The sequence below is a fragment of the Arthrobacter sp. PAMC25284 genome (genome assembly GCF_019443425.1).
Classification (GTDB): domain Bacteria; phylum Actinomycetota; class Actinomycetes; order Actinomycetales; family Micrococcaceae; genus Arthrobacter; species Arthrobacter oryzae_A.
In genome coordinates, this window is the sequence record NZ_CP080382.1 from 2084083 (window position 1) to 2098585 (window position 14503).

At 67.6% G+C, this 14503-nt stretch carries 13 protein-coding genes and 1 riboswitch; of the genes, 8 read left to right on the forward strand and 5 right to left on the reverse strand.

Annotation, left to right across the window (positions count from 1 at the left end):
- Position 1: 1 nt before the first annotated feature.
- From KY499_RS09620 to KY499_RS09650, 7 genes are all read left to right on the forward strand, one after another.
- Complete coding sequence (locus tag KY499_RS09620; RefSeq protein ID WP_258190692.1) at positions 2–1519, forward strand: HAMP domain-containing sensor histidine kinase; 1518 nt, start codon at positions 2–4, stop codon at positions 1517–1519.
- A 151-nt stretch (positions 1520–1670) separates the two neighbouring features.
- Positions 1671–2117, forward strand: coding sequence for a transposase (locus KY499_RS09625; RefSeq protein WP_123253734.1), 447 nt, complete (start codon positions 1671–1673; stop codon positions 2115–2117).
- Complete coding sequence (locus KY499_RS09630; RefSeq protein ID WP_123253733.1) at positions 2081–3124, forward strand: IS3 family transposase; 1044 nt, start codon at positions 2081–2083, stop codon at positions 3122–3124. Before KY499_RS09625 ends, KY499_RS09630 begins: the two co-directional genes overlap by 37 nt.
- A gap of 188 nt (positions 3125–3312) precedes the next feature.
- Positions 3313–3477: riboswitch (cyclic di-AMP (ydaO/yuaA leader) on the forward strand.
- A gap of 220 nt (positions 3478–3697) precedes the next feature.
- Positions 3698–4294 (forward strand): hypothetical protein, encoded by a 597-nt coding sequence (locus tag KY499_RS09635; protein ID WP_308813031.1) that lies wholly within the window; start codon positions 3698–3700, stop codon positions 4292–4294.
- Positions 4295–4417: 123 nt separating this feature from the next.
- Positions 4418–5845, forward strand: coding sequence for a bifunctional glycosyltransferase family 2/GtrA family protein (locus KY499_RS09640; RefSeq protein ID WP_219885294.1), 1428 nt, complete (start codon positions 4418–4420; stop codon positions 5843–5845).
- The gene (locus KY499_RS09645) at positions 5846–7801 is read left to right on the forward strand and encodes a glycosyltransferase family 39 protein (protein ID WP_219885295.1); all 1956 of its coding nucleotides are present in this window, start codon (positions 5846–5848) and stop codon (positions 7799–7801) included.
- 6 nt (positions 7802–7807) lie between these two features.
- Positions 7808–9886, forward strand: coding sequence for a glycosyltransferase family 39 protein (locus tag KY499_RS09650; protein ID WP_219885296.1), 2079 nt, complete (start codon positions 7808–7810; stop codon positions 9884–9886).
- Between the two features lie 10 nt (positions 9887–9896).
- On the opposite strand, the gene KY499_RS09655 is transcribed toward KY499_RS09650, so the two are convergent.
- The 4 genes from KY499_RS09655 to KY499_RS09670 all read right to left on the reverse strand — a co-directional run bounded on the left by KY499_RS09655 (position 9897) and on the right by KY499_RS09670 (position 12588).
- Positions 9897–10580 (reverse strand): HAD-IA family hydrolase, encoded by a 684-nt coding sequence (locus KY499_RS09655; RefSeq protein ID WP_123256782.1) that lies wholly within the window; start codon positions 10578–10580, stop codon positions 9897–9899.
- 46 nt (positions 10581–10626) lie between these two features.
- Positions 10627–11007, reverse strand: coding sequence for a glyoxalase superfamily protein (locus KY499_RS09660; protein ID WP_219885297.1), 381 nt, complete (start codon positions 11005–11007; stop codon positions 10627–10629).
- A 117-nt stretch (positions 11008–11124) separates the two neighbouring features.
- Positions 11125–11760, reverse strand: coding sequence for a uracil phosphoribosyltransferase (upp, locus tag KY499_RS09665; RefSeq protein WP_055800753.1), 636 nt, complete (start codon positions 11758–11760; stop codon positions 11125–11127).
- Between the two features lie 12 nt (positions 11761–11772).
- Positions 11773–12588: a phosphatase PAP2 family protein gene (locus KY499_RS09670; RefSeq protein ID WP_219885298.1), complete on the reverse strand. Its 816-nt coding sequence runs from the start codon at positions 12586–12588 to the stop codon at positions 11773–11775.
- A 59-nt stretch (positions 12589–12647) separates the two neighbouring features.
- Between KY499_RS09670 and tadA the strand changes: the two genes are divergently transcribed.
- Positions 12648–13151 (forward strand): tRNA adenosine(34) deaminase TadA, encoded by a 504-nt coding sequence (tadA, locus tag KY499_RS09675; protein WP_123256780.1) that lies wholly within the window; start codon positions 12648–12650, stop codon positions 13149–13151.
- A 70-nt stretch (positions 13152–13221) separates the two neighbouring features.
- On the opposite strand, the gene KY499_RS09680 is transcribed toward tadA, so the two are convergent.
- Positions 13222–14478, reverse strand: coding sequence for a DNA glycosylase AlkZ-like family protein (locus KY499_RS09680; protein WP_219885299.1), 1257 nt, complete (start codon positions 14476–14478; stop codon positions 13222–13224).
- Positions 14479–14503 lie beyond the last annotated feature (25 nt).

Sequence of the window (14503 nt, forward strand, 5' to 3'; positions counted from 1 at the left end):
GGTGTCCACGCTTTCCGGACAGCTCCGCAGCACGGGTCACGACTGGCGCAACCCGTCCACTTGGCACCTGCGTACCCGCCTGGTCCTTGTTGCCATGGCACTGCTCGTGGCCATTTGCGGCGCCATAGGACTTTTCAGCTACGCGTCCATGGATTCTTTCCTGACCCGCCAGCTGGATGAACGCCTCGCCCAGGCGTCCCGGATATCCAGTGCCGCCGGCCGCCCCCAAAGCGGCAACCCGGCGGGCCGGCCTGATCCGCTGGAAGGCCGCGGCCAGGGCATCGGCACACTCATCGCACGGGTCAGCGACGGAGCCGTCAGCAGCGCAGGATTCCTCGACGACGACGCCTCGCGGGGGTCGCTGTCGTCCGCGGACGATCAGATCCTGCTGGATCTCGTGCCCAACTCAGCCCCGGTTGACCGCACCTTGTCCACAGGTACCTACCGGCTCATCGCGGTCACGGCACCCTACGGGGACACCATTGTCACCGGCCTCCCGCTGGCCGCCAAGCAGAACACACTCGCCTCGCTGGTCTGGACCATGGTGGTGGTGTCCACCGGCGGGCTGGTCGTCATCGGCCTCGCCGGGACAGCAATGATCCGCCGGACTATGAAGCCGCTGGAGCAACTCTCTGAGGTCGCCACGAAGGTTTCGCGGCTCCCGCTCGACGCCGGCGAAGTGGCCCTGGCGGTGCGCGTTCCGCCGTCGGCAGCCCACCCCGGCACCGAAGTCGGCAGCGTGGGCTACGCCCTGAATAAGATGCTGGACAACGTCTCCAATGCGCTCGAGGCCAGGCAGGAGAGCGAGATGAAGGTACGCCAGTTTGTGGCCGACGCTTCGCACGAACTGCGGACGCCCCTCACCGCGATCCGCGGCTACACGGAGCTGATGCGGATGACTGAGCATTTCACGCCGGACGGCGCGAAATCGCTGGCCCGCGTCCAAAGCCAGTCCGAACGCATGACCACACTCGTGGAGGACCTCCTGATGCTGGCCCGATTGGACGAGGGCCAGCCCGTCAAAGTCAGCGACGTCGACCTCACCCAACTCATCATCGAAACGGTCAGCGATGCCAAAGTGATGGCCCCCGACCATATCTGGCAGCTTGAGTTACCGAAGGAACCGGTGGTGGTCCGGGGCGATGCCACGCAACTTCACCAGGTGCTGGCCAATCTGTTGTCAAACGCCCGGAAACATACGCCGCCGGGGACAACGGTGGCCACCGGAATGATGAGATCAGCCGACGGCAGCGCCGTGTTGACCGTTACGGACGACGGCGGCGGCATCGCACCCGACTTCATTGACCGGGTTTTTGCCCGCTTCGCGCGTGCGGATGCCTCCCGAAAGAACCCCGTGACCATTCCCGCCGCTGCCCCGACAGCGCCGACCGCCGAAGGGACCAGCGGGCTGGGATTGTCTATTGTGCAGTCGATCGTGGCGGCCCACGGCGGGTCCGTCAGCGTGACGTCCCGGCCGGGCCGGACGGAATTCGCCGTTCGCCTGCCTGCGGCGCCCTAAGCCTGGCCGTAGCACGGGCTGTAGCAATGGCTCCCGGGCGCCGTTTCGATGGTTCCCTGCCCACACGACGAATCGCCCCTGTGTGTCAGGCTGTTGTGTGACAGGTTCTCTGTCGGCTCGGCCTGATCACGGGGGCGGGGAAAGGTCCGTCATGGATTTTGTTGTCCCTGTCCGTCGCTCCGGGAGGAGCCACTTCACTCTCGAGCAAAAGCACGCGATTCTGGATGAGTACGAGAAGTGCCTGGAGCGTGGGTCCCGGATCGCGTTCTGCCGGGCTGTGGGTATCGGCGATAACACCGTCCGGCTCTGGGTCCAGCAACGCGAGGCCGGGGAGCTGAGGTCCAGCATCAAGCAAGGGAACGAGGACCAGCGGTTGAACGCAGGCGACAAACAGCAGCTTAAGCGGGTGTTGAAGGAGAACGAGATCCTCAAGGCCAAGCTGGCCCGGGCCGAGGCGGCGGTGGACATTCTGGGAAAAGCTTCCGCGCTCTTGGACGCCATGGCCAAGAGCGCGGCGGCGACCGATCCGGTGCTGGAAGAACCGGAGCCGGGCCGGCCGGAGTGGTTGGTGCCAAAGTCTGGAAAGACATCGCCCTGACCTTCGCCGGCAATCTGATCACGGCGGGCTGGTCAGCGGTGAAGACCTGCGCCCTGCTGGGCCTCCACCGCACCACCTGGTACCGGCATCTGAGTCCTCCTGTCCCGGCAGGGGTCACCGTGCCGCGCCGTGACCGGGCTTACCCGAACCGGATCACCACGGCCGAGGCTGAGGAGTTCATGGAGCTGCTCAACTCCGAGGACTACGGGAATCTCTCGGTCACCCAGGCCTATTATCGGATGCTCGACGCCGGGTACTGCTCCTTCTCGATTGCGGCAGCCCACCGGATCGTCGCCGCGCACGGGCAGAACGGGGACCGCCGCGCACTACGCGGCGGCACGGGCCCGGGACGGGTCAAGCCGGTCCTGGTCGCGACGGCCCCGAACCAGCTCTGGAGCTGGGACATCACCATGCTCCACGGCTCCGGCAAACACACGTACAAGCTCTACACAATCATCGACGTCTACTCCCGCAAGGTCGTTGGGCACCGGGTCGAACACGGAGAAACAGCGGCCCTGGCGGCCGCTCTCATCAGGGACGCGGTCGCGGGAAACCGGCAGCGCCCCGCGGTGCTGCATGCCGATAACGGGGGCCCGATGCGCGCCGGCACGACCTTGGACCTCGCCCGGTCTCTGGGCATCGAACTCTCCTACTCCCGCCCGCGGGTTTCCAACGACAACCCCTACTCGGAATCCCTGTTCAAGACGGTCAAATATGACCTCGACTTCCCCCCACGGTTCCAGGATCTCCAGCACGCCCGGGCCCACATGGCCGCGTTCCTGGCGGACTACAACGCCAACCACCGCCACAGCGGCCTGAACTACTACACGCCGGACACCGTCCACCACGGGCTCGTCGAACAGGCCCGCAGGCAACGGCAGGCAACACTGGACGCCTGCCACGCACGCAACCCCCACAGGTACCGCCGCAAACCGACAGCGCCCGGCGCCCCCGGCCACGCCGGCATCAACTACAAAGAAACCAACCAGCTGTCACAAACAGCTTGATAGATACCGTCGCGACGTCGAGCGTGAACTGAACCGTCGAAGTGGACGCCGACGGACCAGCCGGCGGGCAAGGCGACGCACCGCCGTCGTGCGCTTCGTTATCAAAATGTGACTTAATCCCGAGTGTGCTGTACCGTTTTTAGGGTGCGGCCGCCCCCCTGGAGCCGCATATCCGGATGGACGCCAAGCTCTGCCGCTTCCCGGATTCCGCTGGACCAGGCAGAGGCGGGGAACCCAAAGTTCCCGGGCACAGCGCACCCACGCCCTGGGGTGAAGCCGACACGTGAGTTTCCGTGCGGCCGGATGACCTCATCCGAACCCGACAGCTAACTCCGCCGGTGTTGAGAGGCCAAAATGACGAGATCCACGGCAAAACCGCGCCCCGAAAGCGACCCGACAGAAACCCTTTCCGAGGCCCCGCGGCACCGTACCGACCAGGCCACTCCGGCTTCGGCGCGGTCGCGGTTGGCAGCTGGACTAGGAACGGCCGGCCGACGCGCGGCCGTCGCCGCAGCAGCCTGCGCAGTACTGGTTGGTGTCGGCGCTGCAGGACAGGCAACCGGCACAGGCGGCATGCCAACCGTCAGCGACACGAGCCTGCAGGCATCCGCCCTGAGCGCCAATCCGCTGCCGAAGCTGGACTTCGAGACAGTGCAGGACACTGAGCCCGTCGACGCCGGCCCGGAAGAAATTCCGGCAACGGACACCCCCGGCGGCGCAGACGCCAGCCCGGCCGCGACTGAGGAGTCCGAGACGCCGCCGACGGAGGCAGATGAGGTGGCAGCCGCTCCAGCCCCAGCACCAGCACCCGCTTCAGCACCGGCACCCGCCCCCGCCCCGGCACCCATGGCCGTGGCCGTCGATGACCCTGCCGGGGCACAGGCCTACGCCGCCGCCAATCTGGGCGGCTACGGCTGGGACGCCGGCCAAATGCCCTGCCTGCAGAAGCTTTGGACCAAGGAATCCGACTGGAGGACAACGGCCAAGAACCCGAGCAGCGGCGCCTACGGCATAGTCCAGTCCCTGCCCGCCGAGAAGATGGCGAGCGCAGGCACGGACTACCTGACCAATTACCGGACCCAAATCAACTGGGGCCTGAACTACATCAAGCAGCGCTACGGTTCCCCGTGCGGTGCGTTGAACTTCCACTACGCCAACAACTGGTACTGAGCCGGCACCACGAAGCCCGCCCGGAAGGCCCCGAACCGTCCGGTTCGGGGTCTTCCCTTCTTGCACAGCGGGCACACAGGTTGGCCCTAAGACGGTTATAGGTCCCGGCAGCACTGTTGGGGTATGACATTCACGGACCAGGCCACAGGAACACTGCCCCAGCCCGCAGCGACGCCCGCCGGGCCGGCTTCGGAATTCGCCGCAACAGCTACCGCTTTTGATACGGTCCCCGGCAACCGCCGCTCCCCCATTGACACCCGCACGACGGTGCCGGTCCTCGACGTGACAATTCCTGTCTACAACGAAGAGCGGGACCTGGAGGCCTGCCTGCGCCGGCTGCACGCTTACCTGCGGAGCACCTTCCCCCACTCTTTCCGGATTACGGTGGCCGATAACGCCAGCACGGACGGCACCCTCGAGGCCGCTGAACGCGTGGCCCGGGAACTTCGGGAGGTCGCCGTAGTCCATCTGGCCGAAAAAGGCCGCGGAAACGCGTTGCGCAAGGTATGGCTCGTCTCACCCTCTCCCGTCCTGGCCTACATGGACGTGGATCTCTCCACCGATCTTGCAGCCTTGTGCCCCTTGCTGGCCCCCCTCATTTCCGGACACTCGGACCTCGCCATTGGAACCCGCCTCACCCGCAACTCCCGGGTAGTCCGGGGCCCCAAGCGGGAGTTCATTTCCCGCAGCTACAATTTCCTGCTCCAGTCCCTCATGGGGGCGCACTTCAGCGACGCCCAGTGCGGCTTCAAAGCCATCCGGGCAGACGTCGCCCGCCAACTGCTCCCGCACACGCTGGACAACGCCTGGTTCTTCGATACCGAACTGCTGGTCCTGGCCGAAAAATGCGGGCTGCGCGTCCACGAGGTTCCGGTGGACTGGACCGATGATCCCGATTCCAGCGTCGACATCGTCCAGACGGCCGTGGCCGACCTGCGCGGTATGGCCAGGCTGAGCCGGGACCTTGTCTCCGGACGTATCCCTGTCGACGAACTCCGTGCCGCCCTCGCCCGAGGTCCGCTCCCGGCGGCCTCCCGACCACAGGAACAAAGCCCCGGCGGCAGCCTGTTCGGGCAATTGATCCGCTTTGGCAGCATCGGAATCGCCTCCACGGTGGCGTACCTCGGAATTTTTCTCATCTGCCGTGGCCTCATGGACCCGCAACTGGCCAACTTCCTGGCCCTGCTCATCACCGCTGTCGCCAATACCGCTGCCAACCGGCGCTTCACTTTCGGCATCGAGGGCCGCTCGGAAGCGGCACGCCACCACTTCGAAGGCTTGCTCGTGTTCGGCATCGGGCTGGCTCTGACCTCCGGAGCCCTCGCCGTGCTGCATGGGTTCCCTGCGGCGCCGGCCCCCTGGGTGGAGATCGCCACCGTCACCGCGGCCAATCTGGCCGCTACCGCCATCAAATTCCTGCTGTTCCGGCACGTGGTCTTCGTCCGCCGGGGCCGCCTCCCCGCCACAGTCGCCGCCCCGGCCCCAGCCACCGCTGGCCTGACCCCAGGCGCCGTTGACACTTCCAACCTTCAGACAGAAACGGCCAAGTAAATGACCGCGACCATCAACCCCACTGCCGGCAGCCCGTCCGGGGCCCCGGCCACCGCCCCGGAGCCGCGCTCCACCGCACGTCACGCCGTACCGGCAAGCCGCCGGGACCGTCTGCTTTTCGGACACCAGCCGCGCTGGGTCCGGCCCTCGGCTGCCCTGATGCTGGCCCTCACCGCGGTTCTTTACCTGTGGAATTTGGAAGCCACCGGCTACGGCAACTCGTTCTACGCGGCAGCCGTCCAGGCCGGAACCAAGGACTGGACCGCGTTGCTCTTCGGTTCCCTGGATCCGGGCAACGCCATTACCGTGGACAAGCCGCCTGCCTCGCTGTGGATTCCCGCCCTCGCCGGCCGGATCTTCGGCTTTTCGCCCTTGAGCCTGCTCATTCCGCAGGCGCTGATGGGAGTCGCCGCCGTCGGTTTGCTGTACCTGACGGTCAAGCGGGTTTCCGGCCCGGCTGCGGGACTGCTGGCCGGAGGCGCGCTCGCACTGACTCCCGTGGCTGCGCTGATGTTCCGGTTCAACAACCCGGACGCCATGCTGACACTGTGCCTGGTTCTGGCGGCGTACCTGACGACCCGAGCCATCGAGAAGGCGGGCTGGAAGTGGCTGGCCGCAGCCGGCGCCGTCATCGGCCTGGCTTTCCTGACCAAAATGCTCCAGGGCTTCCTGATTGTGCCGGCACTGGGCCTGGCCTACCTGTGGGCAGCACCCACCACTCTGGGCCGCCGTCTGCTGCATCTGCTGGGTGCCGCCGCGGGCATCGTTGTGGTGGCTGGCAGCTACATCGCACTCTTTCAGCTGACCCCGGTCTCGGACCGGCCCTACATGGCCGGCTCCGAGACCAACAGCTTTCTCGAACTGACGTTGGGCTACAACGGTCTTGGCCGGATCACCGGCTCGAGTGGCGGCGGCGGTGGCGGCGGTCCGGCCGACGGCGGCAGGGGCGGCACGGGCGGCAACGTCGCCTTTGGCGGCGCCACCGGGATCACCCGGATGTTCGGAACCAGTTTCGGCGGCGAAGTGTCCTGGCTGCTTCCGGCGGCCCTCCTTCTGCTCGGCGCCGGTCTGTGGTTCACCCGGCGCGAGGCACGGACCTCGACGACGCGGGCTGCTCTTATGCTGTGGGGCGGGTGGCTGGTCATTACGGGCGGCATCCTGAGCTTCATGGGCGGCACCGTGCACCCGTACTATGCGGTGGCCCTGGCTCCGGCGATCGCGGCCATTGTTGGCATCGGAGCGGTGGAACTGTGGCGCGGCAGAGCGTACATGCCGGCACGGATTCTGCTCGCCGTGACGGTCCTGACCAGCTCGGTCTGGTCGGCTGTGCTGCTGGGCCGGGACCCGGCCTGGCTGCCCGGGCTGCGGGTGATCGCTGTGGCGCTGGGTGTCCTGGCCGCCACCGCACTGATTCTGCGGGTTGACAGCCTGCCGGGCCTGTCCTGGCGCCTCCGCACGGCCGCGGCGACCGGCGTCGTGATCCTGTCCCTGCTGGCCGGAGGTCTGGGCACTGCATCCTGGACCCTGGCGACGGCGGCGCAGCCGCATTCCGGTTCCATCCCGACGTCGGGCCCGACCGCCTCGGCGATCGGCACCGGCGGCCCCGGTGCGGAAAGTGCTTCCACCGAGCTGACCGCGCTCCTGCAGGCCACCAGCACTAAGTGGGCCGGGATCGTGTCCGGCGCCAGCGAGGCCGCCAGCCTGGAACTCGCCTCTGACACCAGCGTGATCGCCCTCGGCGGCTGGAACGGCGGCGACCCCTATCCGACCCTCGACGAGTTCAAGGCCATGGTGGACAACGGCGACATCGGCTATTTCATCTCCAGCGGCTCAGCACAGGGCCAGGGTGGCGGCGGGGGCGGACGCGGCGGCAACTCCGAGGTGGCCGCCTGGGTTGCGGCCAACTACGAGGCCCAGACCGTCGGGACCTCCACGGTCTACAACCTGGGCGCCTGATCAGTCATGGCTGACGGCACCCGCCCCGCATTTGCCCGACGGACTCCTCTCACCCTGGCCACCGGCCGGGGCGAGGGGACCGGCCACGGCGCTGGCGACCGGCCAGTTTCACTCCGGCAGACGCGGGTGACGCAGCTGACGCGGCCGCGCCTGGAGCTGACCCTGCTGCTGTTGGCCACCGGCGCCCTGTACCTGTGGAACCTGGGCGCCTCCGGCTGGGCCAACGCGTTCTACTCCGCCGCGGCGCAGGCCGGGTCCCAGGACTGGACCGCGTCGTTCTTCGGCTCGTCGGACGCCGCCAACGCCATTACGGTGGACAAGCCTCCCGCCTCGCTCTGGGTGATGGGCCTGTCCGTCCGGCTCTTCGGACTCAGCTCCTGGAGCATTCTCGTGCCGCAGGCGCTGATGGGGGTAGCGACCGTCTGGCTGGTCTACCTGGCCGTCCGCCGGGCCGCCGCCCCCGCCACCGCCGACGCCGGACTGGCCCACCGCGCAGGTCTGCTGGCCGGCACGGTCATGGCCCTGACACCAGCGGCCGTGCTGATGTTCCGCTTCAACAACCCCGACGCTTTGCTGGTACTGCTCATGACGGCCGCCGCCTACGCCGTGATCCGCTCGATCCAGGATGCACGCCCGGGCTGGCTCCTGCTGGCCGGTGTGTTCCTGGGCTTCGGGTTCCTGACCAAGCAGCTGCAGGTCCTGCTGGTGGTCCCCGGGTTCGCCGTGGCTTATCTGCTCACCGCACCCGCCAGGGCCGGCAAACGCCTGCTCCACCTGCTCGGCGCCGGCGCGGCAATGGCCGTTTCGGCGGGCTGGTGGCTGGCCGCGGTCGAGCTCATTCCCGCCGACGCCCGCCCCTACATCGGAGGTTCGCAAAACAACTCCATCATCGAACTCACCCTCGGTTATAACGGCCTGGGCCGGCTGAACGGCGAAGAGACCGGCAGCGTGGGCGGCAGCAACGGCTGGGGCACCCCGGGGCTGTTCCGTGTCTTCAACAGCGAATTCGGCGGCCAGATCGCATGGCTGATTCCTTCGGCGCTGCTGCTGGGCGCCGGCCTGCTCTGGCTGGGTCGCCGAGCCCCGCGCACGGACGCCGTCCGGGCCTCCGTGATTATCTGGGGCGCCTGGGTGGCCGTCACCGGCCTGACGTTCAGCTTCATGGCGGGCATCCTCCACGCCTACTACATGGTGGCGTTGGCGCCGGGAATTGCCGGACTCGCGGGGCTGGGCGGCGTCCTGCTCTGGCAGCGCCGGACCCGGCCCGCAGCCGCTGCCGTCCTCACGACGGCGGTCCTCGCCGCCGGGTTCATGGCGTTCGAGCTGCTGGGCCGCACCCCGACGTTCCTGCCCTGGCTGCGCTGGGCGGTACTCCTCGGAGCCGTCGTGACTGCGATTCCAATCCTCGCCGCCGCCGTTCCGCGGCTCGCGTCGCGCGGAACCCTCAGCCGTACGACGGCGGCAATTGCCGTCGTCGCGGCACTCGCCGGTCCGCTGGCGTACTCACAGGTCACCGCCGCAACGGCGCACACCGGTGCGATCGTCAGCGCCGGCCCGGAGGTCTCGAGCCGGGCCGGGACGCCGCCCGCGTTCGGAGGGCAGTCGAACGCCAATGCCGGACCCAACGCCAGGGCCAACCGCGGCGGCGGAACCGCCGGTGGCGGTGCGGGCGGCGGCGGTGCGGGCGGCGGCGGTGCGGGCGGCGGCGGTGCGGGCGGCGGCGGGATGGGCGGTCTCCTAAACGCCGCCACGCCCTCCGCCGAACTGGTGACCGCGCTGAGAACAGATGCAGAACGCTTCACCTGGGCGGCCGCCGTCGTCGGATCCAACAACGCGGCCGGCTACCAGCTCGCAACCGAGCTGCCGGTCATGGCGGTCGGCGGGTTCAATGGCACGGACCCTGCCCCGACGCTGGCGCAATTCCAGCAGCTCGTGGCGGACGGAACGATCCACTATTTCATCGACGGACTCGCCGTAGAGGGCGAAACCGGATCGGACGATGCGGCCCGGATCACGGCGTGGGTGCAGTCGACTTTCACCGCACAGACGGTGGGCGGAACCACGGTCTACCTGCTGGCGCCCTAACCGGGGAGCCCTAGAGCCGGAAGGAAATTGTCCTGCGGCCCTCGCCGTCGGTACCGAGCTCGCAGGAGATCGCGGAATAGTCGCGGATGTGCAGGACACCGTCGGGCAGTTCGCCGGTGTTGGGTCCCACGGCCACCGTGCGGATGCCGGCGGCGACACCGGCGGCGATTCCTGCCGGGGCGTCCTCGAAGACCACGGCGTCCGCCGGGTCGACGCCGAGCAGTTCGGCCGCGCGCAGGTACCCTTCGGGGTGCGGCTTGCCGCGGGTGACAAGCTCGGCGGTGATGGCGGTAGCGGGCATGGCCAGGCCGGCGGCGCCCATCCGTGCCTCAGCCAGGATCCGGTCCGCCGAAGTCACCAGCGCGACGGCCTCCGCGGGCAGCATACCCAGTAGCCACGCGGCACCGGGCAGCGCCACGATACCGTCGGTCCGGGTCCGTTCCATCGCACCGATTTCCGCAGTCAAGGCCACCACGTCGGCGCCGGCAGGCGCGAAGCGCCGCACGATATCCCCGGCCTGGACGCCATGGGAGGTGCGCAGAATTTCGGCAATATCAAGGCCGTTGCGGGCGGCGAACTCGCCCCACACTTGTTCCACCACCGCGATGGAATTGACCAGCGTGCCGTCCATGTCGAAGAGGACGGCGCGGACGGTGAGGGTGCGCGACGGGGCGGACCGGGTATCAGTAGTCATCCTTCCATCCTGCCGTACCGGCCAGACTTGCCCTACCCGCCGGGGTTCAAGAGGACGTTTCCCGCGGCGGGAGTTGCTGGACCGCCCATTTATTACCGTCGGGATCTGAGAAGTACACGAACTGCCCCCAATCCTGGATTTCGACGTCGCTGACGTCCACGCCCTTGTCCTTGAGCTGGCTGTGCGCGGCCTGGATGTCACTGACGACGAGCATCAGTTCCGCTGCGGTGCCGGGCGGAGCTTCGGTGAGTCCTTCCCCGATAGCGATGGAGCAGCCGGAACCCGGTGGGGTCAGCTGGACGAAGCGGATCCCCTCCATGGGCCGCTCGTCATAGTCAGCATTGAACCCGGCTTGGTCAACGTAGAAAGTCTTCGCGCGGTCCACATCGGACACGGGGACAGTCACGACTTCAAGTTTCCAGTCCATGGGCCACAGGCTAATCGCAGGCGTGACAAACCGGAAGGGCCAGGCGGAAAACCGCCCGGCCCGGAACTCCATCCGGCGCAGGGACTCCTGCGCCGTACGCGGAGTCCCGTGGCGCAGCTACCCGGCGATGCCGTAGAGACGGTCTCCGGCGTCGCCCAGGCCCGGCACGATGTAGGACTTTTCGTTGAGCTTCTCGTCGATGGATGCCAGGACGATCGTGACGTTGGCGTCGGCGAGTTCTTCTTCGAGCTTGGCCAGTCCCTCGGGGGCGGCCAACAGACAGATGCAGGTGACGTCCGAGGCGCCGCGCTTGAAGAGGAACTTGATAGCCTCGCGCAGCGTGCCGCCGGTGGCCAGCATCGGATCCAGGACAAAGATCTGTCGGTCCGTAAGGTTTTCCGGCAGACGTTCGGCGTAGGTGATGATGTCCAGGGTCTCTTCGTCACGGGCCATGCCCAGGAATCCGACCTCGGCGGTGGGGACCAGCTTGGTCATACCCTCGAGCATGCCGAGCCCGGCTCGGAGGATCGGGACCACGAGCGGGGTGGGCTTGGTGAAGGCGGTGCCGATGGTTGTGCTGACGGGCGTCTCGATGGTCACCGGCTCGGTGCGGACGTCGCGGGTCGCCTCGTAGGCGAGGAGCGTCACGAGCTCCTCGGTGAGCTGGCGGAAGACCGGCGACGGGGTGTTCTTGTCCCGCAGAACGGTGAGCTTATGGGCGACCAGCGGGTGGTCCACAACGAGAGTGCGCATGGGTCAAAACTATCACCCGGACGATGAGGTGCCCTCCGGGGGACGGGTCCCGGACGCCGCACGGGATGCAGGCTCCCGACCGGTGAGCGGGTTGTCGAAGGTGGGGGCCGGGCCGGCGTGTTTGCGGTGCCGCAGCGTGTGGAAGAGCTGGTGCGCAAGGATCACCACTCCGACCCAGGCCAAGCCGAGCAGCCAGGCGGCAGTGACATCTGTCATCCAGTGATGTCCCAAATACACCCGGCTCAGTCCCATTCCGACAATGAAGATCACACCCGCCGTGATCAGGCCGACGCGTACGATCGTCCGCTGAACGTGCAGGCACGCCAGGTACACCACCACTCCGATGACCACGGCCGTATTGAGCGTGTGGCCGCTCGGGAACGCCGGAGATGTTTCGAACGGCGGAACCGCGTCGGCGTGGTCCGGACGGGCGCGGCCGACTACGCGCTTGCTGAAAGCAGTGGCCGAGGTAGAGACGGCAGCGGCGCCGCCGACCAGGATCAATGGCCGCCAGCTGCGGCTGAGGAAAATCAACCACGCAGTCAGCAGCGAGCCGAGGATGGGCATGCCGATCCCACCGCCAATGTTGGTGAAGCCGGTCACGAAGGCATTCAGCTCCGGCGTCCGCAACTGCTGGGCGAAGGCGAGGGCAGGTTTGTCCAGGTTGGCCAGCCCGGCGTCGTCCACCACGTTGTCATACACTTCGGAGCCCAGCAGCGCCAGTGTCACGACCACTACACCGCCGACGAGCATCGTGAGCCACAGTGCGGCATAGGGCACCACCCAACGTCCCCAGCCGTCAGTTACGTGGTCCGTCCAAGTCTTCATTTCTGTCTCCTGACTCGTCGGCACACCCCGGGTGCCTTGCTCGAAACTATCATTGACCCATGACTGCCCCGGAGCCCCGCCATGCCAAGTGGATGGGGCTTGCCATCGCCGAGGCCCGCCGGGCCCTGGCCACGGAGGACGTCCCGATCGGCGCCGTTGTGCTCGGCCCGGACGGACAGCTGCTCGGCTCCGGACGCAATGAACGCGAAGCGCTCGGCGACCCGACGGCCCATGCCGAGATCGTGGCAATCCGCGAGGCTGCGGCGCGGCTGCGAGATTTGCGGTTCGTCGACGGCGATCCCGGAGACGGCTGGCGGCTGGAGGACTGCACCCTGGTGGTCACCCTTGAACCCTGCGCCATGTGCGCCGGCGCCATTGTGCTGGCCCGGATTCCCCGGGTGGTGTTCGGCGCCTGGGATGAGAAGGCCGGAGCCGCAGGTTCCGTTTTCGACATCCTCCGCGAGCGCCGGCTGAACCACTGGGTGGAGGTCTACGCCGGAGTCCGGGAGCAGGAATGCGCAGCGCTGTTGCGGGACTTCTTCGCCCAGCACCGTACCGGCTGAAACGTTCATTTCCGTTTCCCGCATTTTTCCTGTCCCCGTGCTCCCGGTCTCCGCATTTCCTGTACCTGCGCTATCCCGTTGCGGCGGATTCTGCCACGGCGGCCGCGGCGAGCCTGTCGATGCGGGGCTGCCGGCCGGCCGGTGAATCGAGGCTGAAAGCGCGGAAGTCACCGAGGTCGTCCCTGATCCAGGCCTGAATCTCGTCGATCCGCCGGGTCACTGCCTGGGTCGCGCCGTCGAACAGCCAGGACACGATCCGCTCCTGGCCGGGGTCGTACTGCCACAGCCCAATGATCCGCCCCCGGTCCAGGATGGGGTGGTCCGGGAGATCTGCCTGCAACGCCTGTGGGGCCAGCACGTCCCTGTCCCGGTCATCCTCTGCCAGCAGGTCTGCGGCGTTCCGCCGGAGCAGCATCAGCGAGTCGGACCCGGCCAGGAGTTGGATTTGTTCCCCGGCCGGTTCCTCGAAGGCGGCGAGTCGCCCGACGTCGTCGGGCAGCATCCAGAGTGTTCCGCCCCCGGCGGTAGCCACTGCTGTGTGGATCTCCACAGCGTCGACGGCGGCCAGTGCCGCCTTACCCTGCGCGACTGAAAACCCGGTAAACCACTGGGACTGTTTGAACGTCGCGCCACCGGTCCAGCCGAGGTAGCTGCGAACCAGTTCAGCGCGGGCGGCATCGTCGTCGAGTGGGCTGGGTCCCAGATTCCAGAGTTCGTAGGCGTAGCGCTGCTGGTCGAGGCGGCCGTTGGCCGGGACGCGGCGGATCCGCCCGTGGGCCTGCAGGATGCCCAGCGCGGTGGGAAGCGTGGTGGAAGCCCCTTTTTTCTTGCCGTCCTCGCCCAGGTTCCGGACGGAATCCCCCAATTGCTCTTTGAGTTGCCGGGGATCCATTGGCCCGGACGCTTCGGCCAGGGCGCGCACCACCTGCTCCTCCAGGAGCGCGATCTCGCCGCGGTCCACGCCAAGCCTGCCCAGGACTTTGAAGGTGGTTTCGGCCGCATCGCGGCCCAATTTCAGGGCCCAGTCGAAGTCCTGCCGGCCCAGGACGTAGGTACAGCCTCGGGCCGTTGGCAATTCCAGGATCCGGTGCGTCTGGATGTCGGCGTCGACCTGCTCCCGTCGGATCCCGGCCCGGGCGAAGAGCGTGAGGTAGGGGTTCGCGCCACCGATAGACCGTGCCCAGCCGGCACGTGCGAACACCTGTTCCGCCGTACATCCGGCCAGCGAACCGTCCAGGCCCTGCCGGTGCCACGCCCAGGCCCGGAGCCGCTCCGCGGTCAGGGACCTCGCTGCGGGAATCGGAACGGACTGCGCTGTCGGAGTCATGGGGCCATTCTGCAACAGCTTCCCC

What these genes read in the sequence shown, in the direction of transcription:
- KY499_RS09625 (WP_123253734.1), top strand. Translation starts at nt 1,671, where the DNA reads ATGGATTTTGTTGTCCCTGTCCGTCGCTCCGGGAGGAGCCACTTCACT.
- KY499_RS09635 (WP_308813031.1), top strand. Translation starts at nt 3,698, where the DNA reads ATGCCAACCGTCAGCGACACGAGCCTGCAGGCATCCGCCCTGAGCGCC.
- KY499_RS09640 (WP_219885294.1), top strand. Translation starts at nt 4,418, where the DNA reads ATGACATTCACGGACCAGGCCACAGGAACACTGCCCCAGCCCGCAGCG.
- KY499_RS09645 (WP_219885295.1), top strand. Translation starts at nt 5,846, where the DNA reads ATGACCGCGACCATCAACCCCACTGCCGGCAGCCCGTCCGGGGCCCCG.
- KY499_RS09650 (WP_219885296.1), top strand. Translation starts at nt 7,808, where the DNA reads ATGGCTGACGGCACCCGCCCCGCATTTGCCCGACGGACTCCTCTCACC.
- KY499_RS09655 (WP_123256782.1), bottom strand. Translation starts at nt 10,580, where the DNA reads ATGACTACTGATACCCGGTCCGCCCCGTCGCGCACCCTCACCGTCCGC.
- KY499_RS09660 (WP_219885297.1), bottom strand. Translation starts at nt 11,007, where the DNA reads ATGGACTGGAAACTTGAAGTCGTGACTGTCCCCGTGTCCGATGTGGAC.
- upp (WP_055800753.1), bottom strand. Translation starts at nt 11,760, where the DNA reads ATGCGCACTCTCGTTGTGGACCACCCGCTGGTCGCCCATAAGCTCACC.
- KY499_RS09670 (WP_219885298.1), bottom strand. Translation starts at nt 12,588, where the DNA reads ATGAAGACTTGGACGGACCACGTAACTGACGGCTGGGGACGTTGGGTG.
- tadA (WP_123256780.1), top strand. Translation starts at nt 12,648, where the DNA reads ATGACTGCCCCGGAGCCCCGCCATGCCAAGTGGATGGGGCTTGCCATC.
- KY499_RS09680 (WP_219885299.1), bottom strand. Translation starts at nt 14,478, where the DNA reads ATGACTCCGACAGCGCAGTCCGTTCCGATTCCCGCAGCGAGGTCCCTG.